The 23170-nt window shown below is 71.5% G+C and carries 20 protein-coding genes and 1 tRNA gene; 10 read left to right on the forward strand and 11 right to left on the reverse strand.

Going from position 1 to position 23170, the window contains the following annotated elements; all coding sequences use genetic code 11:
• Positions 1 to 86 precede the first annotated feature (86 nt).
• The 6 genes from BLR21_RS05625 (at position 87) to BLR21_RS05650 (ending at position 7195) form a co-directional block, all read left to right on the forward strand.
• Complete coding sequence (locus BLR21_RS05625) at positions 87 to 1832, forward strand: PD40 domain-containing protein (protein ID WP_090004636.1); 1746 nt, start codon at positions 87 to 89, stop codon at positions 1830 to 1832.
• 68 nt (positions 1833 to 1900) lie between these two features.
• Positions 1901 to 2749, forward strand: a complete 849-nt coding sequence (locus BLR21_RS05630) for a class I SAM-dependent methyltransferase (RefSeq protein WP_176929495.1) — start codon at positions 1901 to 1903, stop codon at positions 2747 to 2749.
• A complete protein-coding gene (locus BLR21_RS05635; protein WP_090004638.1) occupies positions 2746 to 2943 on the forward strand; it encodes a hypothetical protein in 198 nt (65 codons plus the stop codon). Before BLR21_RS05630 ends, BLR21_RS05635 begins: the two co-directional genes overlap by 4 nt.
• Positions 2940 to 3872, forward strand: coding sequence for a DUF1702 family protein (locus tag BLR21_RS05640; protein WP_176929496.1), 933 nt, complete (start codon positions 2940 to 2942; stop codon positions 3870 to 3872). The genes BLR21_RS05635 and BLR21_RS05640 overlap by 4 nt, the downstream gene beginning before the upstream one ends.
• Before the next feature lie 25 nt (positions 3873 to 3897).
• The gene (locus tag BLR21_RS05645; RefSeq protein ID WP_090004640.1) at positions 3898 to 5784 is read left to right on the forward strand and encodes an FG-GAP repeat domain-containing protein; all 1887 of its coding nucleotides are present in this window, start codon (positions 3898 to 3900) and stop codon (positions 5782 to 5784) included.
• Between the two features lie 652 nt (positions 5785 to 6436).
• Complete coding sequence (locus BLR21_RS05650; RefSeq protein WP_090004641.1) at positions 6437 to 7195, forward strand: helix-turn-helix domain-containing protein; 759 nt, start codon at positions 6437 to 6439, stop codon at positions 7193 to 7195.
• A gap of 78 nt (positions 7196 to 7273) precedes the next feature.
• Here BLR21_RS05650 and BLR21_RS05655 read toward each other — a convergent pair whose 3' ends face one another.
• The 4 genes from BLR21_RS05655 to BLR21_RS05670 all read right to left on the reverse strand — a co-directional run bounded on the left by BLR21_RS05655 (position 7274) and on the right by BLR21_RS05670 (position 11996).
• Positions 7274 to 8491: a HEAT repeat domain-containing protein gene (locus BLR21_RS05655; RefSeq protein WP_090005046.1), complete on the reverse strand. Its 1218-nt coding sequence runs from the start codon at positions 8489 to 8491 to the stop codon at positions 7274 to 7276.
• A gap of 262 nt (positions 8492 to 8753) precedes the next feature.
• Positions 8754 to 10514 (reverse strand): SelB domain-containing protein, encoded by a 1761-nt coding sequence (locus tag BLR21_RS05660; protein WP_090004642.1) that lies wholly within the window; start codon positions 10512 to 10514, stop codon positions 8754 to 8756.
• Entirely contained in the window at positions 10505 to 11881 is a 1377-nt protein-coding gene (selA, locus tag BLR21_RS05665) for an L-seryl-tRNA(Sec) selenium transferase (protein ID WP_090004643.1), read from the reverse strand. The genes BLR21_RS05660 and selA overlap by 10 nt, the downstream gene beginning before the upstream one ends.
• A gap of 20 nt (positions 11882 to 11901) precedes the next feature.
• A tRNA-Sec gene (locus BLR21_RS05670) sits at positions 11902 to 11996 on the reverse strand.
• Positions 11997 to 12062: 66 nt separating this feature from the next.
• Here BLR21_RS05670 and selD point away from each other — a divergent pair.
• The 4 genes from selD to BLR21_RS05690 all read left to right on the forward strand — a co-directional run bounded on the left by selD (position 12063) and on the right by BLR21_RS05690 (position 14851).
• Positions 12063 to 13037: a selenide, water dikinase SelD gene (selD, locus tag BLR21_RS05675; protein WP_090004644.1), complete on the forward strand. Its 975-nt coding sequence runs from the start codon at positions 12063 to 12065 to the stop codon at positions 13035 to 13037.
• A gap of 75 nt (positions 13038 to 13112) precedes the next feature.
• On the forward strand, positions 13113 to 13718 hold the full coding sequence (locus tag BLR21_RS05680) for an ArsR/SmtB family transcription factor (protein WP_090004645.1): 606 nt from the start codon (positions 13113 to 13115) through the stop codon (positions 13716 to 13718).
• Positions 13715 to 14431: an SRPBCC family protein gene (locus tag BLR21_RS05685; RefSeq protein WP_090004646.1), complete on the forward strand. Its 717-nt coding sequence runs from the start codon at positions 13715 to 13717 to the stop codon at positions 14429 to 14431. The genes BLR21_RS05680 and BLR21_RS05685 overlap by 4 nt, the downstream gene beginning before the upstream one ends.
• Positions 14432 to 14446: 15 nt before the next feature.
• Positions 14447 to 14851, forward strand: coding sequence for a VOC family protein (locus tag BLR21_RS05690; protein WP_090004647.1), 405 nt, complete (start codon positions 14447 to 14449; stop codon positions 14849 to 14851).
• Positions 14852 to 14877: 26 nt separating this feature from the next.
• On the opposite strand, the gene BLR21_RS05695 is transcribed toward BLR21_RS05690, so the two are convergent.
• From BLR21_RS05695 to BLR21_RS05725, 7 genes are read right to left on the reverse strand one after another with little or no spacing between them, the layout of a single operon-like run.
• Positions 14878 to 16014, reverse strand: coding sequence for an acyl-CoA dehydrogenase family protein (locus tag BLR21_RS05695; protein WP_090004648.1), 1137 nt, complete (start codon positions 16012 to 16014; stop codon positions 14878 to 14880).
• Positions 16011 to 16733, reverse strand: coding sequence for a dTMP kinase (locus BLR21_RS05700; protein ID WP_090004649.1), 723 nt, complete (start codon positions 16731 to 16733; stop codon positions 16011 to 16013). The genes BLR21_RS05695 and BLR21_RS05700 overlap by 4 nt, the downstream gene beginning before the upstream one ends.
• On the reverse strand, positions 16699 to 18411 hold the full coding sequence (locus tag BLR21_RS05705) for a hypothetical protein (protein ID WP_090004650.1): 1713 nt from the start codon (positions 18409 to 18411) through the stop codon (positions 16699 to 16701). The genes BLR21_RS05700 and BLR21_RS05705 overlap by 35 nt, the downstream gene beginning before the upstream one ends.
• Positions 18408 to 21038: a phosphoenolpyruvate synthase gene (locus BLR21_RS05710; RefSeq protein WP_090004651.1), complete on the reverse strand. Its 2631-nt coding sequence runs from the start codon at positions 21036 to 21038 to the stop codon at positions 18408 to 18410. Before BLR21_RS05710 ends, BLR21_RS05705 begins: the two co-directional genes overlap by 4 nt.
• Positions 21035 to 21811, reverse strand: a complete 777-nt coding sequence (locus BLR21_RS05715) for a hypothetical protein (protein WP_090004652.1) — start codon at positions 21809 to 21811, stop codon at positions 21035 to 21037. The genes BLR21_RS05710 and BLR21_RS05715 overlap by 4 nt, the downstream gene beginning before the upstream one ends.
• Entirely contained in the window at positions 21808 to 22908 is a 1101-nt protein-coding gene (locus BLR21_RS05720; protein WP_090004653.1) for an SDR family oxidoreductase, read from the reverse strand. The genes BLR21_RS05715 and BLR21_RS05720 overlap by 4 nt, the downstream gene beginning before the upstream one ends.
• Entirely contained in the window at positions 22905 to 23162 is a 258-nt protein-coding gene (locus BLR21_RS05725; RefSeq protein WP_090004654.1) for an acyl carrier protein, read from the reverse strand. The genes BLR21_RS05720 and BLR21_RS05725 overlap by 4 nt, the downstream gene beginning before the upstream one ends.
• Positions 23163 to 23170 lie beyond the last annotated feature (8 nt).

Genomic DNA, 23170 nt, shown 5'->3' on the forward strand with positions numbered 1-23170 from the left:
AACTTACTGTCCCAGTAGTCGGTCTGCGCGCATTCGACAATCGGGGAGAGACGATGGCAGAACACGTGAGCGGATACCTCCCACCCATGCGTTCTCACGGACCCGAGTTCCGGTTGCGCCGACTGACCCAGGACCCGGCGGGCGCGGGTGACGGCGCGATCTCCCCCGACGGCGCGCGTTTCGTGGCCTCGTCGCGGCGCGCGGGATCGCTGAACCTGTGGTTCTACGAGCTCGCGACCGACCAGTGGCACCAGGGCACGCGCGGCGCCGGCGACGACATCGAGGCGCAGTGGTCACCGGACTCCAGCTGCCTCGCCTTCACCTCGTCGCGGGGCGGCCACAAGGCGATCTGGCTGTACCGGGCCCGCGACGGCCGGATCAGCCAGCTCACCTACGCCGACCACGAGGAGGAGTACCCGCAGTGGTCCCCCGACGGCACGCAGATCGCGTACGCCGGCGGTCCGTGGGGACACCGGCACTTCTACGTCGTCCCCGCGAAGGGAGGCAGGCCCCGCGCGGTCACCAGGACTCCCGGCCGTGCGGGCGCCTGCTCCTACCTGCCGGAGGGCAACGCGCTCGTCTGCCACTCCTACGACACCGGCGCCGGGGCCATCTCCGTGTTGCCGCTCAACGGATCCGCGCCGATCGAGGTCACCGACGGCAGCGCGTGGGACTACAAGCCGTCGGTGTCGAGCGCTCATCCCGTGGTGGCGTTCTCGCGCAGCTTCGAAGGTCGTTCGGTGATCTGGGTGCAACGGCTCGACGGCACCGGCACCGGCCGCGCGCTCGTCACGGAGGCCGCCGACGACCGGTGGCCCAACTGGACCGCCGACGGCCAGAACCTCTTCTTCCACCGCCTCGTCGACCGCGGCGTCGGCGTCTGGGTGCTGGACCGCCGCACCGGTGGCGTGCACCAGCTCGTCGGTGCCGACGAGCAGCCCCGGTACGGATCGCTGAGCCCGGACGGCACCCGGCTCGTGTACGCGGCCGAGGACTCCGGGCGGTCGGTGGTGAAGATCCGCGACCTCGCCGGTGGACCGCCCCGGCTCCTCCCGCTCGGCGAGGCGGCCTTCCCCGCCTGGTCCCCGGACGGCCGCTCGATCGCCTATCTGTCCCGGCACGCCGCGCGACCGCGGTGGGAGATCGCGACCTACGACTTCGCCGAGGGCGTCAGTCGCGTGTGGACACGGGGAATGGACTGGCTCAAGGGGATGCACGGTCCGCTCGACTGGTCTCCGGACAGCACGAGGCTCGTCTTCAAGTCCGACACCGAGCCGTTCGAGGCCGACCTGTGCGTGCTGGACGTGCGCACGGGCGAGGTGCACAAGCTGACCGAGGACCCGTGGTGGGACGAGGCTCCGTCGTGGACGCCGGACGGGCGCGGCGTGGTGTTCATGTCGACCCGGGGCGGTGACTGGACGTGGGGCTTCTACCGCAAGGACCTGGCCACCGGCGAGATCACGAATCTCGCGGGGCCCGACTACGTGGAGCGCAACAACCCGCACCTGCTGCCCGACGGCAACCTGCTGTGTTCGCTGGTGGCCTCGGGGGCCGAGGAGCTGCACGAGCAACAGCCCGACGGCCTGGGCCGTGTGCTCTCCGCCGCCGGTCCCTCAGTGCGCTACCCGGTGCCGTCACGGGACGGATCGCTGGTGGTGTTCACCCGCACGTACCGCACCGTCGAGTACTGGCTCGCCGAGAACGTGTGGGCTCCCGGCTCACCGATCGCCGACCTGGCAGGCGACTTCGACCGTCCACTTGAGACCGATGCCGGGCCTGCCCCCTGGAGCATGGGACCGGTGCGCAGCCCGGTCGACACCCGGCGCAGATGACGCATGTGAAGCCCACCCGGTCGGGTGGCCCGCACCCTGTCCCGCTCACACGCACGAGGAGATCTCGCATGCACGGCAACTCCACCGACCCCGGCAGGCTCTCCGCCTCCCTGCCGGCCCAGAACAAGATCTACGACACCGCCGCGGGCGCGCTGTGGCACCTCGCGGTGTACGAACCGGTGCACGAGGGCCGGGAGTTCACCAACATGGCGGGCGCCGCGCTGCTCGACAGCATCGGCACCGAGTTCGGTCTCGGTGCCGGGCACAGCGTGCTGGAGCTCTGTTCCGGCACCGGTGAGGTGTGCCGCTACCTGGCCGGCCGCTTCGACTGCCAGATCACCGGGATCGAGCTGAACCCGTCCCAGTTGGACCACGCGAGGCTCAAGCACCGGCAGCTGCCGACCAGCGTGCAGAAGCGGGTCCGCTTCCTGCGCGGTGACGTCAACACCTGGATGCCCGACCGGGCCTACGACCTCGTCGTGGCCGTCGACTCGCTGGCGTTGATGAACGACCCTGGCGACGCGCTCGCGGTCGCGCACGCGGCGTTGCGTCCCGGCGGCCACCTGGTCTTCGCCGACATCCTCACCGGTCGAGAACTGAGTGACCGGGTGCGTGGCACGGCCTGGGAGTACGACGGCATCCGCCCGCTGCCGCAGCCCGCCGACACCGCGGAGTTGCTGAGCCACCTGGGTTTCGTCGACATCGTGCACACCGACATCTCGGCGGCGGCCGTCGACTGCTTCCGGATCATCTCCGGCGCGCTGACGGTGCGGCAGCGCGCCATCCAGGACGTCTGCACGGCCGAGGAGTACCAGCACTGGTGCGAGTCGACGGAGTTCTACCTCGACAGCTTCGTCCGCCGGGAACTGTCCTACGGGCGGTTCACGGCACGGCGCCCGGCACAGGACGACTCGTGATCGCGTTCCTGCGCCGCGAACCCGTGCTGCTGCAGGCCGCGTTCCTGGCGCTCGTCAACCTCGTGGTCGCGTTCGGGCTCGTCGAGCTCACCGCCGAACAGACCGGCGCGCTGGTCGGGATGCTCGCCGCCGTGCTCGGGCTGTGGGCGCGGCGGCTGGTCACGCCGGTCTCGAAGCTCGAGGAGAAGCCGTGAGCACGCGGGTGCTGCCCCCGTTGCCGGCCGGGCTGGTCGACTTCGAGAGCCGCGGCTTCCGCACCGCCAACGCGGCGGCGAGAGCGTTGCTGGAACGCCGCGCCGGCGCGTTCCTCACCGGCTACAACACCCTGCGGCGGCACGGCGTCGGTGAGCTCGCGTTCCACCTCGACCCGATGCCGCTCGACGACCAGGGGTTCGCCTACGAGGGCGCCGCGTTCGCCGCCGCGGCACACGACATCCTGCTGGGACGCAAGCGGAACTCGACGCTGGACGACCTGTTCGCCCTGGCCGGCGAGCGCTATCCGCACCTGATGCACGTCGGCGCCGGGTGGGTCGGTCTGGTCGCCCCGCCGTCGACGGTGCTCCGCCGCGCGAAGCTCGATCCGTTGCTGCGCTGGCTCACCCTGGACGGCGCCGGGTTCTCCAGGGCGTTCCTGCGGGGCAGGAGGTGGAACGAGCGGTTCCGCCGTGCCGCGTGGTCCTCCGCGCCCTCGCACACCGTGCTGCACCAGGGGGTCGGCCGGGCCATGTGGTTCATGGAGTGCGCCGACCCCGCCGCGATCCGGCGGCGGATCGCGGCGTTCCCACCGCAGGCGCACGCCGAGCTCTGGTCGGGTGTCGGCCTGGCCGTCTGCTACGCGGGCGGGGCCGACCACGCCGCGCTGGACGACCTCACGTCGCTGACCGGACCGGACCGGGTGGCCCTCGCCCAGGGAGCGGCCTTCGCGGCGGGGGCCAGGGCCGCCGCGGGCCACGTGCCCGAGCACACCGCCACGGGGGTGCGCGAGCTGGCCGGGGTGCCGGTCGACGAGGCCGTCGAGTGGACGGCGGCCGCGGCGCACGTCGCGTCCGCCGGCGAGCTCGACATCGCGGCGTACCGCCACTGGCAGCACCTCATCCGCGACCGAGCGGCCCGGCACGTCTGACCACCTCACCTCGGAGACAACGCCCATGACTTCACCCACGGTCCCCCAATCACGAGCCGCCGGTCTGCTGCCGGCGGTGGTCGCGGTCGTGCTGGTCGCCGCCACCGGTTTCGCCACGGCCCGGCCGGTGCTCCCGGACGCCGAGGCGGCGAGCCTCGCCTCCCGGTACGGGTTCACCGTCAAGGCCCTGAACCAGGCCCCGCCGGGGGCACGCGCCCTGCGCGAGGTCGGCCCGGACGTCGAGCACATCCGGTCGTGGATCTCCGCCGTCGGCGCCGCGGTCGCGGTGACGGACCACGACGGCAACGGCCGGTCCGACGACGTCTGCCTGGTCGACCCGCGCGACGACTCGGTGCGGCTCTTCCCCGCGCCGGGCACCGGTGCGCGGTTCCAGCCGAAGGTCCTCGTCCCCGACCGCGACTATGACGCCACGATGGCCCCCATGGGCTGCGTGCCGCTCGACTTGGACGTGGACGGGGACACCGACTACGTCGTCCACTACTGGGGCCGCTCCCCCGTGCAGTTCCTCAACACCGGCAGCGGGTTCCGCGTCGTGGAGCTGGTCGAGCCGCGGCAGGTGTGGAACTCCACGACGCTCAATGCCGGCGACATCGACGGTGACGGGAACCTGGACCTGCTGGTGGCGAACTACTTCCCGGACAACGCCAAGGTGCTCGACCCGAAGGCGGGCCCGGACGAGCGCATGCGGATGCAGGACGGCATGGCGCGTGCGTTCAACGGCGGCACGAACCGGCTGCTGCTGTCCCGGCCGAGAGGGGCCGACCAGGCACCCGGGTGGACGGACGCGAGCGCGGCCCTGCCACCGGAGGCCGCGCAGGCGTGGACGCTGGCGATCGGCCTGCAGGACCTCACCGGCGATCACCTGCCGGAGATCTACCAGGCCGAGGACTTCGGCCCCGACCACCTGATGGTCAACCTGTCGACACCGGGGAACGTGCGACTACGCACAGTGAAGGGCACGCGCGATCTCACCTCTCCCAAGTCGACGGTTCTCGGGCACGACTCGTTCAAGGGCATGGGCGTCACCTTCACCTACCCGGACGGCGCCGAGATGCCGACGATGGTGGTCAGCAACATCACCGCGGAATGGGGTCTGCAGGAGAGCAACTTCGCGTTCACGCCGACCGGCCCCGGCTCGGACCTGCTTTCCGGTGACGTTCCGTTCATCGACCGCAGCGAAGAGCTCGGACTCGCGCGCAGCGGCTGGGGATGGGACATCAAGGCCGCCGACTTCGACGGTGACGGAACCGACGAGATAATGCAGGCGACCGGATTCCTGAAAGGCGAGAAATGGCACTGGGCATTGTTGCAGGAACTGGCTCTCGGAAACGACCAGCTGCTCCAGTACCCGGCCGCATGGCCACGTTTCGGTCCCGAGTCGAATCTCTCCGGAGACGACCGCAACCCGTTTTGGGCCCGAACGGCGTCCGGACGTTACGCCGACATGGCGAAACATCTTCACCTTGACGAGTCCGGCAACTCCCGCGGGATAGCGATCGGCGACGTGAACGCGGACGGCAGGCCGGACGCCCTCGTCGCCAATCAGTGGCAGGACTCCAAGCTGCTGCTCAACACGTCCACCTCACAACCCCGCCAGACCGTACTGAGCCTGCGCCGGCCCGGCACGGGGACTTCGGCCACCGCGGCGATTGGCGCACAGGTCATCGCACAGACCGACAACCGGCCCGCACAACGCGCGCAGCTTTATCCCGCGAATGGACACACGGGTGTCTCGTCGACCGAGCTGTTCTTCGCAACGGGTTCGAACGAACACGCCGAATACACGATCCGCTGGCGGACTCCGTCAGGGCCGCGAACCGAGCGGATCGTGCTTCCTCCCGGCAGCCATTCCCTATTGCTCGGCGATGACGGAAAGATCACCGCAGTGTAGTCAATTCAAGTGGCAACACCCAAAGGAACCAGCGAAACTGCCCAGTGCGTCACTCCGACGGCGCAGCTGGGCTTTTTCGTTGCTACGTTGCGTCAGATCGATCATTCCACACTCGCCCAGAAAGACCAGAACGATCGTGCGTGACATACCATTCCAAGTGAGAGCGAACGACAGTCGCGCAATTGATCAAGCATGAAGCCGTACCGACCGAATGGGCGAGCAGCCCTTACTTCTCGATCACCACAATCCCGACAAATAGCAAGATCGCGACTACCGTCCGTGCGGTCACAGACGGTTAGCTCAGGTTGACAAACAAAGAAGAGGGCCAACCGTTGTCCGGTATCTGATCCGTCCCGTTCACATAGCCGAGACTCTCGCTCCGCTGCCGGTGCTCGTGAGCCAGCAGCCCCAGGCGTAGGACAGGTACCGCACATTCGCCGCGGGTGGGGCCATCCGCGTCGGGGGTTTTTGTTCGGGGCTCTGACCGAGGGGTAGGAGACTCACCGTGAAAGGCCATTCATCAATCCAATGGCGAACAGAGGCAAACTGCCTCAAGTGCGACAAGATCGGGCTGTGCTCCACGGTCGGCCGATGTCTGGCCGAGAGCACCGGAGCGGCCCGGATAACATCGGTCGCCAAGGCAGTCGACTACATGATCGAGCATCTGCCGGAACCAATCCAGCTCAGCGACGTCGCACGAGCGGGCACGTTGAGCCCATTTCATTTCCACCGCGTTTTCCGGGACGTCACCACCACGACGCCGGCCCGGTTCCTGACCTCGCTCAGAATGGCGGAGGCCCGGCGCCTGCTGCTGGTCACACCGAAGACCGTGACCGACGTGTGCACCTCGATCGGCTATTCCAGCCTGGGGACCTTCATCAGCCAGTTCGGCAAGCTGACCGGGTTGTCACCGCGCCGGTTCCGGTGCGTCGTCGAGCAGATCGGGCACATTCCTGTCGAGGAGCTCGTCGAGTCGGGTCCGGAGCTGGCGGCGGCCTCCGGACCGATCGGCGCCGTGACCGGCCTGCACGGTGAGCCCTGCAACGCGTTGCTCGGGCTCTTCCGGCTGAACCGGCCGCAGGAGCTGCCGACGATGTTCCACGCCATCGCGACCAACCGGCTGGTCGCCCTTCCCCCGGTCGCGGACGGTGACTACGAGCCGATCGCCGTCGCGGTCGGCCCGAGCGCGACGGTGCGTGACGTGCTGGCCACCCCCATCGGGGTGCTCGGCCGGATCGGGTTCGGCTACTCACCCGTGACCGTCACCGGCGGCCGGTGCCGCCACCCGTTCCAGGTCGCGTTGCGCAGGCAGCGCCGCTTCGACCCACCCGTCGAGTTCACCCGGCCGCTGCTGTCCCTCGCACGCCGGCGCGTTCTGCGCATCTCCCACTCCACCCCCGCCATCGGGTGACCTGACCCCGCGACGGGCCCGCACGCAAAAAAGCGGGGTGAGCGGCCGAAACCGCTCACCCCGCTTCGCCGTGCTGGGTCAGGAGTGCATCCAGCCGGTGCGGGTGCAGAACTGCACACCCGGCTCGTCCGCGATGTTGTCCTGGTTGGTGTCCACCTCGGCCTCGTGCGTCGAGTAGATGTCGAGGGAGTTGACGTCGATCTTGCCGTCGCCGTCCCAGTCGACCAGCTTGCCCTTGAACGTGCCCGTGATGTAGGCGTTGGCCAGCGGGCCGGTCGGGGTGTCGAGCGTGCCCAGGATGCTGTTGCCCGGGAACAGGATCTCCTCGAGCGAACTGCCGCGCATCGTCTCGAAGTTGATGTAGCCCCACGTCTGGACCGCGCCGCGGACGTAGCGGATCGCGGGCTTGCCCTTGATCTCCATCAGCGGGTCGGTGGTCCACTCGCCGGAACGCTTGGCGGAGACCATCTCGTTGCGGTGGCCGAGCGAGTCGTTGTCCGCCTGGCCGGACATGAAGATCGGCCGCAGGCCACGCGACTCGAAGAAGAAGCTGCCCCGGCCCGCGCTGGCGTGGTTGGTCACGCCGCGGAACAGGAAGTTCTCCACGTGCGGCGTGCCGTCGTCGTGCAGGCCCGCCAGGTTCTTGCTGATCACCAGCTGGTGGTCGCGCGTCGCGGAGTTCGGGCAGGCGTGCGCCTGGCCGTAGCTGCGCGCGAGCCCCTGGGGCGCCAGGGAGATCTTGCCCCAGTGGCGGCCGGTGTCGTCGAGCCGCACGTAGACGTCGACGTCGATGTTGAGCAGGATCGTCTCGTCGAACGTGCGGTCCGGGTCCTGCTTCCACGAACGGCTGTCGAACGCGGGCAGGCCGGTGGTGAGCTCCGACGCGAACAGCCGGGCCCACTCGCCGACGTCGGCGTCGTCGTCGTTGACGAAGCCCTGCAGCGCCTTGAGCGCCCTGGGGCCGCCGATCTTCTCCAGCGCCCACAGCGCGTTCCAGCGCACCTCCCGCACGCTGTCGGTCTTCACCGCTTCGGTGAGCAGGTCGACCGCGCCCGGCAGCCCGCGATCCACGTACTGGAACAGCGACTGCTCCCGGATCATCGGGTCACGGTGGTTCAGCGCCTCCTGCGCGACCTGCTCGTCCGTGCGGACGTCGAGCCGGATCGCGGTCCGCTTGAGGAACTCCCCGAAATCACTGTTGAGACGTGCGGGGTCACCCTGGAGGTAGTGATCCCAGACAGGAGCCTGTGCTTCTACACCGCTTACCTGTCCCAGATCGACAGACTCAAGTGCCATGCCGGTCATCCTTTCCGAACCGATCAGCAACATTGGTTCTAACCGTGGACGCGAGTAAGCCCTGACCAGCTAGAGGAGCGTGCTGGCCAGCTACTCGACGATCCATTTCCGCTGCGGAGAACCACGTTGAGGACATTAATCCCGGGTGAGCGGATGAATTCCGGGCTGCTCTTCAACGCTGTCTCCACTAAAGCCGGGTTCACGGCCCCAGTCAACGCAGTGCGCTAATCGAGCAATCGAGCGTAAAAACGTCGAAAAATGCCTACGAGAGCTCTCTCGCGCCGTCCGGCCGCCGTCGTGTGACACCCGCTCGGTCCAGCAGCTCGAGCAGCGGCACGGCGGTGCGGCGGGTCGTGTCCCAGGCCTGGCGCGCCTGGCTGACGGTGAACGGTTCTCGGATTGCCCGCAACACCTCGGCGGCCAGCCGCTCCGCGCCCGGCAGCACCACCACACCGGGCGCGAGCAGGAGCAGCCGGCCCGCTCGGACCGCACTGCCCAGTTCCGCCGCTCCGAGGCCCGCCTGCGCGAGCTGACGCGCCTCGGGAGCACGGAAGGGGTTCCGCCGCAACGACTCCGTGATCGTCGCGAGTCCCTTCTCGACAGCGTCCGGTAGCGCGGCACGTCCCGCCACCACACCGTCCTGCGCGGACAGACCGGCGGCGCGCACGAGTTCGCGGGTGACCCCGGCCGACGGCACCGAGAGCCGATCGGCGAGCACCGGCAACGGCATCCCCCGCACCAACGGCCGTTCCGCGCACCAGCCGGCCACCTGGTCCCGCGCCTGGCCGGCGAGCGACTCCCACGTGGCCGGGTCCGCGTGCCATCCTCCGGCGACCGGCCGTCCGGTGACGGGCAGGCCGGCGGACCGGAAGTCGTCCTCGCGCAGGAACCGCCTGCGGTGCAACAGATCCGCCGCCAGCGCGGGCAGGTCGACCTCCCGGCCGGCCAGTGCTACCAGTTCCGCGCCCCTGCGCACCCCCGCACCCCGGCGCGTCAGCTCCGCGGGCCACACGTCCACGACCACCGCACCCACCGGCGACCCGGCACCTCCCGGATCGCGGAGCAACATCCAGTCACCGGGCCGCACCGGCACAGCGCACGCGGTCCGCAGCCTCGCCGCTCCCGGCCCCAACGCGCGCACCCGCACAGACACGGCCGCCGTGCCGAAGTGCACCATCAGCGACTGAGCGCGCGGCGGACCGCCACACCACAGGACGTCGAACTCGTCCACCGGACGCCACGCCTCCGGCGGCGCGAGCAGCGCGTCGCCGCGCCGCACGTCCACCCGGCCGCCCGCCACGTTCACGGCCACCCTGCGGACCGGCCGCACGACGGCCACCGGGCGCTCACACACCTGTAGGCCCCGCACGCGGAGCAGCAGGCCCGTGCGCGCGCACCGGAGCCGGTCACCGAGGCGCACCGAACCACCCGCCAAGGTCGCGGTGACGACAGTGCCCGCGCCGGTCACGGTGAACGAGCGGTCCACCCAGAGCCGCACGTCCGCGCTGTCGTCCGCCGCCTCGTCCTGGCCCGCCACCGCCGCGTCCAGGCCCGCACGCAACTCCGGCAGACCCGCGCCGGTCAACGCGCTCACCGCGAACACGGGGATGCCGGCGAGCGAGGTGCCCGCGAGTGCGCGGCGGGCCTCGGCGGCGGCTGGCCGCGGGTCCGCGCGATCGGACTTGGTGACCACCAGCACGCCCCGGCCGGTGCCCAGCGCGTCCAGCGCCGCGAGGTGCTCGGCCGACTGGGCGGACCAGCCCTCGTCCGCGGCCACGACGAACAGCACCGCCGGCGCGGGTGCGGCTCCGGCGAGCATCGTGGCCACCAGCCTGCGGTGCCCCGGAACGTCCACGAAGGACACTTCGGCACCGCTGGGCAGCCGGGTCCACACGAAGCCGAGGCCGATGCTCATCCCGCGGGCCCGCTCCTGCGCCCAGCGGTCCGGTTCTCGCCCCGTCAACGCCCTGACCAGCGCGGACTTGCCGTGGTCGACGTGGCCGGCCGTCACGATCACCGGCACGGCGGGTCGCCTGCCGCGAGAACCGCAGGCCCCAGCCCGTCAGCGTCGGCAGGCGGAGCGCCAGCCGCGAGGACCGCACGCCCCAGCCCGTCAGCGCCGGCAGGCGGAGCGCCAGCCGCGAGAACCGCACGCACCAGCGCGTCGTCGTCGGCCGGATCGACCGTACGCAGGTCGAGCAGGCACCGCCCGCCCTCGACCCGACCCACGACCCGCTCCGCGCGCAGCGCCGCGCCGAACCGTTCCGGCAGGGCGACGGCGAAACTGGGCAGCCGCACGCCCGGCGCCGCCCCGCCACCCACCACCGAGGTGGTCGCGACCACCTCGGCGCGGCCCACGGCCGAAGCGAGCGCGTGAGCCCTGCGCTCCAGCGAAGCGACGTCCGCCGACAACATCACCGCGACCGGGGACGCCGGACCGCGCAGCGTCGCCTCCAGCGCGGCGAGCACCAGCTTCCCCGCCCGCAACGCCCGTGCGGCCGGATGCCTGCGCAACGCGGTCACGAGGTCCCGGTCGCCCAGCAACAGCCCCGCCTGGGGTCCGCCCAGCAGTTTGTCCGCGCTCGCGGTCACCAGCGCCGCGCCGCACCGCAGTGCCGTCGTCGCGTCCGGCTCGTCGGGCAGCCGGGGATCGGGCGCGAGCAGCCCGGAGCCGATGTCGACGACCACCGGGACCCCGCAGCCCGCCAGCTCCGCCACGCTCGCGGCCGACGTGAAGCCCTCGACGCGGAAGTTCGACGGGTGCACCTTCAGCACGAACCCGGTGTCCGGTCCGATCGCGGCGGTGTAGTCACGCGCGGTCGTCCGGTTGGTGGTGCCGACCTCGCGCAGCCGCGCTCCCCCGGCGGTCAGCAGGTCGGGGATGCGGAAGCCGTCGCCGATCTCGACCAGCTCGCCCCTGCTGATCACGATCTCGCGTCCCGGCGCCAGCGCCAAGGCGCACAACAGCAACGCGGCGGCGTTGTTGTTCACGACGTGTGCCGCCCCGGCGTCCGGCACGGACTCGCACAGGGCCGCGAGGGCTCCCCTGCCACGTGCGGCACGGCGTCCGGTGGTGAGGTCGAACTCTACGTCCGTCCATCCCGCGGCGGCGGCCAGCGCCGCACGGGCGGCGGCCGACAGCGGCGCGCGTCCCAGGTTGGTGTGGATCAGCACTCCCGTGGCGTTCAGCACCGGGCGCGCGGCGTGACGGGCGAGCGCGGCCATCGCGGCCTCCGGCACCTCGGCGGGACTCAGCCGGCCTTCCCGTGCCGCCTCCTGTGCCGCGTGGATCGCCGATTTGACCGCCGCACGGCCGTGCACCGCCACCGCCTCGCGCAACGGCGAGGAGGCGAGCAGCGCACCCGTGCTCGGGATGGTCCGCCGCGACATGCAGCCTCCACCGTCGTCTGTGGCGGAGGCGGACGGGAATCGAACCCGCCGGCGGCAGGTCCTGCCGCCCGTCGGTGTTGAAGACCGCGCCGGTCACCAGACCGGATACGCCTCCCCGGCGCTGTCCAGGATCGGCAAGCCAGCGGAACATCGACTTCTCCTGGCTTGCCAAGGTCAGGTCATGACCACTCCCAGACTGACCGAGACCGCCGCCGGTGGCGGTTGCGCGTGCAAGATCCCTCCCGGCGAACTGGAGGACCTCCTCGCCAAGGCCATCCCCGCGTTCCCCGGCCTGCTGGTGGGCACCGGGGACGACGCGGCGGCGATCCGGATCGACGGCGAACGCGCCGTGTTGTCCACAGTGGACTTCTTCCCGCCGGTGGTGGACGACGCCCGTGACTGGGGCCGCATCGCCGCCGCCAACGCCCTGTCGGACGTCTACGCCATGGGCGGTGAGCCGGTGCTCGCGGTGAACCTCCTGTGCTGGCCGCGCGCGACGCTGCCGATGGAACTCGCCGCCGAGGTCCTGGGCGGCGGGGCGGAGATCGCGGCGCAGGCGCGGTGCCCGGTCGCGGGAGGCCACAGCATCGACGACGCCGAACCCAAGTACGGCATGGCCGTCACGGGCATCGCCCACCCGGATCGCTTGCTGCGCAACAGTTCCGGCCTACCGGGCACACCGCTGTCGCTGACCAAGCCATTGGGGATCGGTGTCCTCAACACCCGCCACAAAGCGACCGGCGAGGTGTTCGCCAACGCCGTGGCCACGATGGTGACCCTGAACGCCATCGCGGCACGGGCCGCGGTGGCCGCCGGAATCCGGTGCGGCACCGACATAACCGGCTTCGGGCTGCTCGGCCACACCCTCGAACTGGCCAGGGCCAGCGGCCTGACCGCGGTGATCGACAGCTCGGCGGTGCCGGTGCTCGACGGCGCGTTCGAGGCGGTGCGCGACGGCTTCGTCAGCGGTGGTACCCGGCGCAACCTGGAGTGGGTCCGCCCGCACAGCGACCTGGGCGGCGTGGACGAGACCACCGCGGTGCTGCTCGCCGACGCGCAGACGTCCGGGGGCCTGCTGCTGGCCGGCGAGATCCCCGGCGCACCGGTGATCGGCGAGCTGGTCCCCCGCCGCGAGCACCTCGTCGTCGTGCGCTGACCTGTCCGTTTCGCCCGTTCCCCCAATCGTGTGACCTCATTTGACAAATGAAATTGTCAAATGAACGATGGGTCCATGGGCAGTGGCATGAACTACCTCGGCGACCCGGACGCGGTGGCGGCCGTGCTGGCCCCACTGCGCCGGAAACTGCTGGCCAGGCTGCGTGAGCCCGCGTCGGCGACCCAGCTCGCCGCGGCGCTCGACCTGCCACGGCAGAAGGTCAACTACCACCTGCGCGCGCTGGAGACGGCGGGCCTGGTCGAGCTGGTCGAGGAGCGGCAGCGCCGTGGGTGCGTGGAGCGCATCATGCGGGCCCGGCCGGGCGCGTTCGTCGTGGATCCGACGGTGGTGAGCCACGACGACGACTCCCCGGCCCAGCTCAGCCTGATCCAGGACCAGTACGCGGCCGAGCACCTCGTCGACGTCGCCGCCGCGACCGTCCGGGACGTCGCGCGGATGCAGGTCAAGGCCGACGAGACGGGCAAGCGCCTGCTCACCTTCACCGCCGAGACCGACGTGCGGTTCGCGAGTCCCGCGGCCGTGCACGGCTTCACCGACGAGCTGACCGCGGCGCTGCGCGAGATCGCGGCCCGCTACGACACGCCGGACGGCCGCCAGTACCGGGTCGTGATCGGCGGTCACCCGACCCCCAAACCGAACGAACAGGGAGAGAACCGATGAGTGACGTCCAGGCCACCGACACCCCGCGGCTGGAGATCCGGGTGACGACCACGGTCGACGCCGCCTGGCGGGCACTGCGCGACAAGGACGTGATCAGGCAGTGGCACGCGTGGCAGTCCGGTGAGCTCGAGGCCGAGCTCGACTCGATCTACTTCACCGACGTCGTCGAGGACGCCGAGAACCACACGCTCGTCCCGAACGGTGGTGACCGGTTCGAGATCCGCGAGGACGGCGACGCCGTGCGCATCACGCTGGTCCGCGCACCGCTGAGCGGCGACGCCGAGTGGGACGCGTACTACGACGACGTCACCGAGGGCTGGACCTCGTTCCTGCAGCAGCTGCGGTTCGCCCTGGAGCGCAAGCCGGGCGAGCAGCGGCGCACGCTGTTCTTCGGCAACCGCCAGACGTACTCGGGCACCGTGATCGAGCGCCTGGAACTGGACTCCGCGGGCGAGCCGGGCAGCCGTTACACCGCCACCCTCGCCGGTGAGGCGATCGAGGGCGAGGTGTGGTTCCGCTCGGAGCACCAGCTCGGCGTCACCGTCGACTCCTGGGGCGAGGGCCTGCTGATCATCGCCGGCACCGGGCCGTCCGCGACCGACCCGGCCGGGACGTCGATGGCGTTGCTGAGCACCTATGGCCTGGCCGACGACGTGTACTCCCTGCTCGACAAGCGGTGGTCCCAGTGGTGGGCCGACAACACGGGCAAGTGAGCGAGGAGAATTCTCATGGCGGACAAGCGAAACCGGGCCGGCACGATCGTGGGCCTCGACCTGACCATCACCGACGCCCCCGGCCTGCGGGACTTCTACGCCGAGGTCGTCGGCTGGAAACCTGAGCCGCTGAGCATGGGCACGCACGACGACTACATGATGCTGGCGCCGGACGGCACTCCCGTCGCGGGCATCTGCCGCAAGGCGGGTGGCAACGCCGACCTGCCTCCCCAGTGGCTCACCTACGTCGCGGTCGACGACCTGCCGGCCAGCCTCGAGAAGGTGACCGCGCAGGGCGGCGAAGTGGTGCGCGCACCGGCGGGCGCGGGGCCGGGTGCCTTCGCGCTGATCAAGGACCCGGCCGGGGCGACGCTCGCGCTCATGCAGAACCCGTACCCCGACGGGGACGACGGCCGGTAGGGGCCGGCGGGTGGTGGCGGGCACCGTCACCACCCGCCCCGTTCGGCGATCCCGCGCACCAGCGTCGCGCTGAGCGAGTCGTCGGTGTCGAGGTTGGCGGCGATCACCTCGCACAGCATCTCGTCGGTGCCGCCGCCGATCCGGGTGAGCCGGACGTCGCGGTACATCCGCGCCAGCGGGAAGTCCTCCGTGTAGCCGCGGCCGCCGAACGCCTGCAGGGCCGCGTCGACCGCGTCGGCGCAGTCCCTGGCGGCGACCAGTTTCGCGGCCGCCACAGCGGAATGCGACACCTCGTCCCCGTGTACCGGCGTCATCGCGACGTCGAGCAGCGCGGCGACGGCCGACACGCGGGCCCAGTGCCACGCCATGCGGTGCCGCAATACCTGGTGGTCGAACAGACGTGCCGAGAAAGCGGTGCGGTCACGCATGTGCGCCAGGGCCAGCGCCATGGCCGCCCGTGCGGTGGCGATCAGGCCGGCCGCGGCCGCCAGCCGTTCGAAGTCGAGCACGCGCAGCAGTTGCACCAGTCCCGCACGGGGGTTGCCGACCACGGCGGTGCTGGGCACGGTCACGTCCAGGTCGAGCACGGCGGTGTCCGCGGACCGCACTCCCAGCGTCGGCACGAACCGGGTGGGCGTCACGCCGGACAGCGGCACCACGAACAGTCCGAACGACCGCGCGTCGCCTGTTCTGGCCAGCACCAGCACATGCGTCGCCCGGCCGGCGTTGGTGATGAGGCACTTGGTGCCGGTCAACCGCCACCGATCGCCCTCGCGCCGGGCGGACGTCGTCACCGCGGGTACGTCGGACCCGGCACCGGGCTCCGTGACCGCGGCGCACCCGATGACCGACCCGTCGAGCGCGCCTTCGAGGATCTCCGCCTGACCGCCGGCACGGTGCAGGGCGTGCAGGAAGACCTCGCTGTGCAACGACACGGCGAGCGCCGCGCCTGCGTTGTGCACGGCCAGTTCCTCCACCAGCACCCGCGCCAGGGGTAGGCCACCCACCGGGCCGAGCGCCCACCGTTCACGGAAGGCACCGGCCGCCGCGAGAGCGCGGAACAGCTCACGCGGCAGGTGCCCGTCCTCCTCCCAGGACGGCATGCAGGGCACCAACCCGGCGATCACCCGGCGGATCTCCGCGCGGTAGTCGTCCACGTTCATCCCGCCTCCCGCAGCGCTTCCAGGTCGGCGCACACCTCGGCCGCGATGCCGTCCACGTCCCGCAACGCGGTGCGCACGACGTGCCAGCGGCCAGCTACCGCCATCGACAGCAGGTGCCCGCGCACCGCGCTCTGGTACGTGACGAAGGCCGCTTCGGGGGTGGAGGTCTGGGCGTGCTGCGGCCCCAGCTCGCCGGGGTTCACGTCGGCCATCCGGCGCGCGGCGGCGGTCGTCACCGGGGTGTCGAGCAGGAACACGCGGTCCGGCCGCCGCACCGGAGCGAACAGCGGCAGGATCTGCTCCGGCCGGTCGAAGTCCCCGCGCGCCCGCACACCACCCGCGGCGATGCGGGCGACGAACTTGTGGAACCAGCCGTCCGCGACGACGACGTGTCCCCGCTCCAGCGCCGGGGTGATCACGCACCGGTCGACGAGCGCGTAGTAGCTCGCCCTGATCAGCACCCAGTGCGGGTCGCCGAGCCGGAAGTACGGGCCGCGCAACGACATCTGCTGCAACGCGCGCAGCCCGTCCAGGTACTCGGCGACGAACGGGTCGTCCGGTGCGGCGGCGTTGTGCCGGACGAGCCGGACCGTCCGGCCCCGCCCGCGGAGCCGGTCGGCCACGGCGGTGGCGGTGCTGGACTTCCCGGCCCCGTCGATTCCCTCCAGCGCGACGAACACCCGCTCACCCGCCGCCACGCCGGTGCGGCTGGGCCCCACCGGACGTGAGGAGGTCGCGGGCCTCCTCGATCGGGAAGTCGGCGTCGAGGTACGCGCCGAGCCGGATCCAGTCGTGCCCGATCCGCAGCGTGGCCTCCCAGGCGGCGGCCGAGTCGAACGAGGCCGGGAACACCTCGGCCCGCACGAGGTCGCGCACCCCGGCGACGAGCTTGTCCAGGCGTTCCGCCCACAACTCCCACTCGTCCCCGGCGAGTTCGCGTTCGACGGCGGCGGCCTGCGCGGTCAGTTCCGCCGGCACGGCGGTCAGCGCGCCCAGCCGGGCGACGATCGCGGCGTCGGGAGGCAGCGGACTCATCCCGCACGCGCTCAGCAACGCCCGGCAGGCGTGGTGCAGCAACCGCAGCCCGCTCGTCCGCGCCACCTCCCGCTGCCCGCCGTCCAGTGCCCCGGACAGGTCCTCCCGCGCGTTCTCGATCATGATGTGGGACCACACCTGCGCCATCCCCGCCGCCGCGAACCGCTTGGCGGGCAACGGAACCAGCGCGACGTGCCCGTCGGCGGCGGCCCCGGCGAGGCCCAGCACCGGCATCCGGGTGGACGGCGGCGGTGTGACCGGTTCGGCCGGTGCCCACGGTTGCGCGGAGGCGATCGGCCCGCCGTCGCGCCAGAGCAGCTCGACCAGCCCGATCCGGTGGAACTCGGCCAGCGCGCTCGCGGCCGGTCCGGGAGCCCTCCTGAGCACCTCGCCGACCGGACGTCCTGGTGCGATCGAGCGCCATGCCCTTCCTGCGGGCGCGTCCAGGACGAAGACGTCGGCCCGGTCGCGCACCACGTGCAGCCGGTCGCCGATCGGCCAGGTGGTGACACCCGCCCGCAGGCCGAGCAGCACCTGTTCGGGGTCGGCGGCGCATCCGTCGACACCGAAGTCCGCCACCAGCGCGGCGTGCTCGTCCAGCGGCTGTGCGGATTCCGCCTCACCAAGGCCCGTGCCGGCCCACCCGCCGTCGTACGGCCTCACCGGCTCGTCAGGCGGTCGTGCGGATTCCGCGTCACCGGCTTGTCCGCCACGCAACCCCGCCAGCCGTTCACGCAGCCGGATGGCCTCCGCGTCGCCCCCGGCGGCCAGCCGGTCGAACTGCTGGTCGAGCCACTTGGGCTCCAGATAGGTCTCCCCGCGCGCGGCCACCCACGACTTCGCCGCGTGCCGCGCCGCGATTCCGGCCCACGCCAACGCTTCGTGCTCCTCCCCCAGCACGTGCGACGCGACCGCGTGCCGCATGGCCTGCCTGCTGTGGTGCGCGTACCAGCCCGCCACGACCTCGGGCAACGACAAGGGCCACTCTCGCGCCCGCCGCACGACGTCCTCCCCGCGCAGCACCACGGCACCGCGCAGCCGCTGGCACCGGTCGAGCAACGCCGCGGGCAGCGCGCCGAACCCGGCGGCCACATGGGCACAGACCGCGTCGGCCTGCGCGCGGACCTGGCGCAACGAGCGGGTGCGTACCTCGACGCGGCGGCCCCGCACGAACACGATCGTGGGCATCGTCGGGTGGTCGTGGTCGTCGTCGGCCAGCAGCAGGAAGTCGACGTCCGAGGCGGAGTTGCCGAACCCCTCGGCGATCGAGCCCTCCAGCACCGCGCCGCACCCCGGTGGCGCGTCCACCAGATCCAGCGTCTCGGTGAGCAGCGAGGTCAGCTCCGCGCGATCGATGATCACGACTCCTCCGGCCCGGCCAGCACCCGGATGGTCCCGGTCGCGCCGTCGACGTCGAGGCGCATGCCGTCGCGCACGCGGGTCGTCAGGCCGGGGACCTGCACCACGGTGGGCACGCCCAGCTCACGGGCGACGATGGCGACGTGGGTCAGCGGGCTGCCGCGCTCGACGAGTAGGCCCGACGCCGACGGCAGCCATGCCACCCAGCCGGGATCGGTGCGGTAGGTGACGAGGATGTCGCCCTGAGCCTCCGACGGCAGGTCGACCACCTTCGCGCGGCCCTGCACCCTGCCCGGTCCGGCGGGCACACCGGTGAGCTCCGCCCCAGTCGCCGCCGCGGCTCCTCCGGGAACGGCACGGGCCCACGCCACCCGGTTCGCCGTGGTGCCGACGGCGCCGCGGGTGGTGAAGCGGGACGGCGCGGTCAGCAGGCGGTCCGACTCGGCGATCGCCTTGCGCGAACTGACGAGCGCGCGCAGGTCGACGTCCACAGTGGACGCGTCGAAGCACCCGCCGATCTCCTCCAGGTAGAGCCAGAAGATGTCCTCCGGCGAGTCGAGCAGACCCAGCGAGGCGAACCGGCGGCCGATCGCGCGCACCATCACCTTCGCCGTCCCGAACGCGCGAGTGCGGCAGAAGCGGATGCGCTCGCGCAGTTCCAGCGCCCTGCGCACCTTGCCGCGGACCCGTTCGTACACCTGGCGTTTCGCAGGAGACAAGGCCTTGAGGACAGCGTCCACATCGGCCCGTCCCGTCATGCTCTCCACCGACGCCACGGCCGCGCGCAGCATCGGGAAGAACGTCGACGGGTCGTCACGCAGGCTCGGCGCCTCGAGTTTCAGCTCGTCCAGGCTGCGGTCGCCGTAGCGCGCCACGTAGTCGTCCACTTCGGACACGAACGCGGTGTGCCCGCCCTCCAGCAACGCCGCTCTGGCCTGCCGGGGCTCGCATTCGGTGACGATGCGGCGCAGTTCGTCGTCGGCCCGCACCACACCCGCGAGCTCGGCGATGCGGTGCGCGGGCCCCGCCGACTCGACCGAGTTCGCCGGGCCCGCCACCGCCCAGCTGAACCAGAGCGGGGCGTCGGGCAGCCACCGCCGGTTGAGCAGCTGCAGCGTCCCGAAGGAAAGCCCGATGACGGCGTCGAGCACGGCGACCCTGCCCCAGCGCGCCACCAGGGTGCGTTCGAGCGCCTGGTAGCGGCGGTAGACCTGGTCGGCGGTCAGCGCGTCGTAGTCCGTGGCGCCGAACTCCTCGTAGGTGCGGTAGAAGTCCTCGACGAACCGCTCGCCGGTGCGTTCGACCAGGGCGAACCTCGTCGCGAACCGCAGTCGTGACCGCGCGGTCACGAGGATCTCCTCCGCCCGCGAACCGAACGTGAACGGGTACAGCCCGTCGGCCAGCTCGGGGTCGAGCGACTCCTCCACCCCGAGGGTGAGCTCGAGGCTGCGGCGGCCCAGCCGGTACAGCGGCGCGAGGCGCACCAGCCGGTACCAGTTCAGCAGGTTGTAGTAGACGCGCCCGTGGAAGTAGCCGAGCAGCGCGGGCAGCCACTCCCGCGCCTGGCTCAACTGCGCGTCAGGCACCTTCAGCTCGCGGCAGTACTCCTCGTAGACGCGTTGGTACACCCGGCGCGCGAAGCTGTACGTGAGCGGCGAGGTCATGCCGCGAAAGCTCTCGATGATGTTGGAGTTGTCCCAGACGTGCAGCTCGCCGGGCTCGTCCAGACCAGGGGTGATCGGCCGGCTCTGCAACACCCACAGGGTGCCTTCGGCCAACGCCCACTCGACGTCCTGCGGGGCGCCGCGGGCGTTCTCGATCCGCCCGGCCAGCTCACCGAGCGCGCGCAGCTCGGCGTCGGTGACCGCGAGCGCTTCCCTTGCCGCGACAGCGGTTTCGGTCACCCGGCACCCGCCGGCGGCGTCCGGGTCGTACCGCTCCCGCTTCTCCCCCACCGTGACCCGCAGGACGCGGCCGGCCGCGTCGAGCACGACGGTGTCGGCGTCCACCGCGCCGCCGACCAGTCCTTCGCCGAGCCCGAACACCGCGCTGACGACGCGTTCGGTCCGCTCGCCCGACATCGGGTTGGCGGTGAACAGCACGCCGCTCTTCTCCGCGGCCACCAGCCGCTGGACGATCACCGCCATTCCGGAGCCGCCCGGCGGGAGACCGTGCGCGAGCCGGTACGCGAGCGCGCGTGCCGAGTACGCGCCCGCCCAGCAGCGCCGCACGTGCTCGGCGATCGCGTCGATCCCCTCGACGTTGAGGAACGTGTCGAACTGACCGGCGAAGGAGAACCGCGGGCCGTCCTCGTCCAGTCCGGACGACCGCACAGCGACCGGACCGTTCCCGACCTCTTGCGCGGCGGCCGTGATCTCGGCCAGCACGTCAGGTGCCAGCGGCATCCGAAGGATCGCACTCGCCACGGCCTCGGCAGCGGCTTCCGCGCGGTCCGCGGTGAGGTCGCGCAGTTCGGCGGCGATCCGTTCGGCCAGGCCGGTCTCGGCCAGGTGGCGGCGCAGGACGTCCGCGCCGATCACGCGCCACGGCGGCACCACGAACCCGGCGTCGGCCAGTTCGCGCAGCCCGCGTGCCTTGGCCCCGTCCACCTCGCTCGTCACGGCCGTCATCCCCACACTCCCCACGTCGCACACAGGATCAGGACCGCCAGGTCGACGGCGAGCACGTAGGTCAGCCCGGACCACCACGCCCGCCCGCGGCGACCGGCCCTCCACCACGAGGTCATCCCGGCCGCGAAGGCGACGGCGATCAGCCCCACGGCCACCGCGACCACCCACGGTGCCGCGATGACCGCCGCGACGACCCCAGCGGCCGACAGCGCCACCGCCGCGACGAGCCGGGCACCGAGTCCCAGACCGAACGGCCGGTAGTCCGGCTCGTCGAGCTTCCTGGTGAACTTCCAGTACTCGTAAGCACTCCAGAGCACCACCGCCGCCCCCACGGCCACCATCGGGGGTACTCCCGCCGTCACGCCGCCGTACCCGAGCACCAGGAGCGGTGCCACCTCATAGGCGACGAAGAGCACCACGGGCTGTGTGATCCCGTGACGCGGCAGGAACGGGGCCGCGAGGGCGGCGGCGCATGCCCCACCCGCGAGGGCGAGGGCCAGGAGGTCGTGGAGGTTGAGCAGCACCACGGCGGCGGCCACGGCGACCAGGCCGGCCCGCAGTCCCGCCGGGTCCGCCGCCCCGTCGTCGAGGTCGTCGACCAGGCGCAGGAAGAGGAACAGCGACACGAACGTCAGGCCGCCGAGCAACAGCGGGACCATGCCGGGCCAGGCGCGAGCGCTCAGTGCCACGACGGTGGCGTAGGTCAGCACCGCGGCGAGCCCGTGCGTCTGCGGCGGGAACCGCAGCCGCACGTACCGGGTCGCGGCGATCACCGCGGCCTCCCGGCGAGACGCAGCACGTCGCCGATGCCGGGTTCCGGGCGGCCGAGGTAGCCCACCCGCACGCAGTGGTCCAGCAACGTGCGCAGGTAGTCCACCCCGGTCGCCGCCGGCCGCCACGGTGCCAGCCGCGCCGCGTTCGTGTCGTCGAACCTGGCGCGCCGGCGGAAGAAGCTCTCGTACATCGCGATGATCCGCCGGTAGTAGACGCGTTCGTCCGGCGGGAGCGCGCCGGCGTCGAACGCGGACGGCGAGACGTAGTGCGGTACCTCGAACATCGGGTACTCCGCCAGCGCGTTGCTCACGTCGAGCAACGTGTGCGGCGCGGCCCCGACGGCGTGGAACGTACGCCCGCGGGCCTCGTCGAACCGGTTCACCACCTGGCAGATCAACGCCGCGACGTAGTCCACCGGCACCAGGTCGAGCAGGGCGTCGTAGTAGCCCGGCACCGACCTGACCCGCCCCTGTGTGAAGAGCTTGAGCACCACGTACATGTTCTTGAAGTCCCGGATGACCCCGGACTCCTGGGTGCCCACGATCATGCTCGGCCGCACCACCACCGCGGGTACGGCGGCGGCCCGGACCTCCTGTTCGGCGAGGAACTTGCTGCGTTCGTACCCGGTGCCGAACCGTTGTCCCACATCGAGTTCGTCTTCGAGGACCCGGCCCGTGCGCTCCCCGCAGACGTACGCCGTGCTCACGTGCACAAGGGGCACCGCGCGTTCCGCCGCGAGCCGGACGACGTTGCGCGTGCCGTCCACGTTGAGCGACTCGTAGGTCTCCCACCGTCGGCCGAAATCCGTGGTGGCGGCGGCGTGGACGATGCGGTCGAGGCCGGTGGCGAGGTCCTCGTAGCGCTCGGTGGCCAGGCCGAGCATCGGCTTGGTGACGTCACCGGCCACACAGGACACCAGTCCCGGCCCGGACCGTCCGATCGGGACCGTGCGCACGACTCGCCCGTCGTTGCGCACGATCTCCGGCCGCGTGTGCACCAGCGCGAGGACCGTGTGCCCCTCGTTCGCCAGCCTTGCCGTGACCTCGGCACCGACCAGCCCGGCCGCACCGGTCACGAGGACGCGCAGCCCGCTCACGCCGCCGTCCCCCTGACGCGTTCGGTGACCAGGTCGACGAGCTCCCGCACCGTGGACACGTTGAGCGCCTCGTCGACGTCGACGGCGGCGAGTTCGAACCGTTCCTCGATGACGATGGCCAGTTCGAGCAGCCGCAACGAGTCGAACCCGAGATCCGTGGCGATGCGCGCCTCGTCGGACAGCTCCTCCGCGTCACCGTAAGACATGTGCCGCAGGATCCCGTGCACGGTCTCGCGCACTGCCTCGTTGTTCATCGCTTCCT

Source organism: Lentzea albidocapillata subsp. violacea, assembly GCF_900100275.1.
Taxonomy (GTDB): domain Bacteria; phylum Actinomycetota; class Actinomycetes; order Mycobacteriales; family Pseudonocardiaceae; genus Lentzea; species Lentzea violacea.

Excerpts from the sequence above, each read along its gene's own strand:
- BLR21_RS05690 (WP_090004647.1), top strand. The coding sequence starts at position 14,447 with ATGGCGGACAAGCGAAACCGGGCCGGCACGATCGTGGGCCTCGACCTG.
- BLR21_RS05650 (WP_090004641.1), top strand. The coding sequence starts at position 6,437 with ATGATCGAGCATCTGCCGGAACCAATCCAGCTCAGCGACGTCGCACGA.
- BLR21_RS05625 (WP_090004636.1), top strand. The coding sequence starts at position 87 with ATGCGTTCTCACGGACCCGAGTTCCGGTTGCGCCGACTGACCCAGGAC.
- BLR21_RS05680 (WP_090004645.1), top strand. The coding sequence starts at position 13,113 with ATGGGCAGTGGCATGAACTACCTCGGCGACCCGGACGCGGTGGCGGCC.
- selD (WP_090004644.1), top strand. The coding sequence starts at position 12,063 with ATGACCACTCCCAGACTGACCGAGACCGCCGCCGGTGGCGGTTGCGCG.
- BLR21_RS05655 (WP_090005046.1), bottom strand. The coding sequence starts at position 8,491 with ATGGCACTTGAGTCTGTCGATCTGGGACAGGTAAGCGGTGTAGAAGCA.
- BLR21_RS05630 (WP_176929495.1), top strand. The coding sequence starts at position 1,901 with ATGCACGGCAACTCCACCGACCCCGGCAGGCTCTCCGCCTCCCTGCCG.
- BLR21_RS05645 (WP_090004640.1), top strand. The coding sequence starts at position 3,898 with ATGACTTCACCCACGGTCCCCCAATCACGAGCCGCCGGTCTGCTGCCG.
- BLR21_RS05725 (WP_090004654.1), bottom strand. The coding sequence starts at position 23,162 with ATGAACAACGAGGCAGTGCGCGAGACCGTGCACGGGATCCTGCGGCAC.
- BLR21_RS05695 (WP_090004648.1), bottom strand. The coding sequence starts at position 16,014 with ATGAACGTGGACGACTACCGCGCGGAGATCCGCCGGGTGATCGCCGGG.
- BLR21_RS05685 (WP_090004646.1), top strand. The coding sequence starts at position 13,715 with ATGAGTGACGTCCAGGCCACCGACACCCCGCGGCTGGAGATCCGGGTG.
- selA (WP_090004643.1), bottom strand. The coding sequence starts at position 11,881 with ATGTCGCGGCGGACCATCCCGAGCACGGGTGCGCTGCTCGCCTCCTCG.
- BLR21_RS05710 (WP_090004651.1), bottom strand. The coding sequence starts at position 21,038 with ATGACGGCCGTGACGAGCGAGGTGGACGGGGCCAAGGCACGCGGGCTG.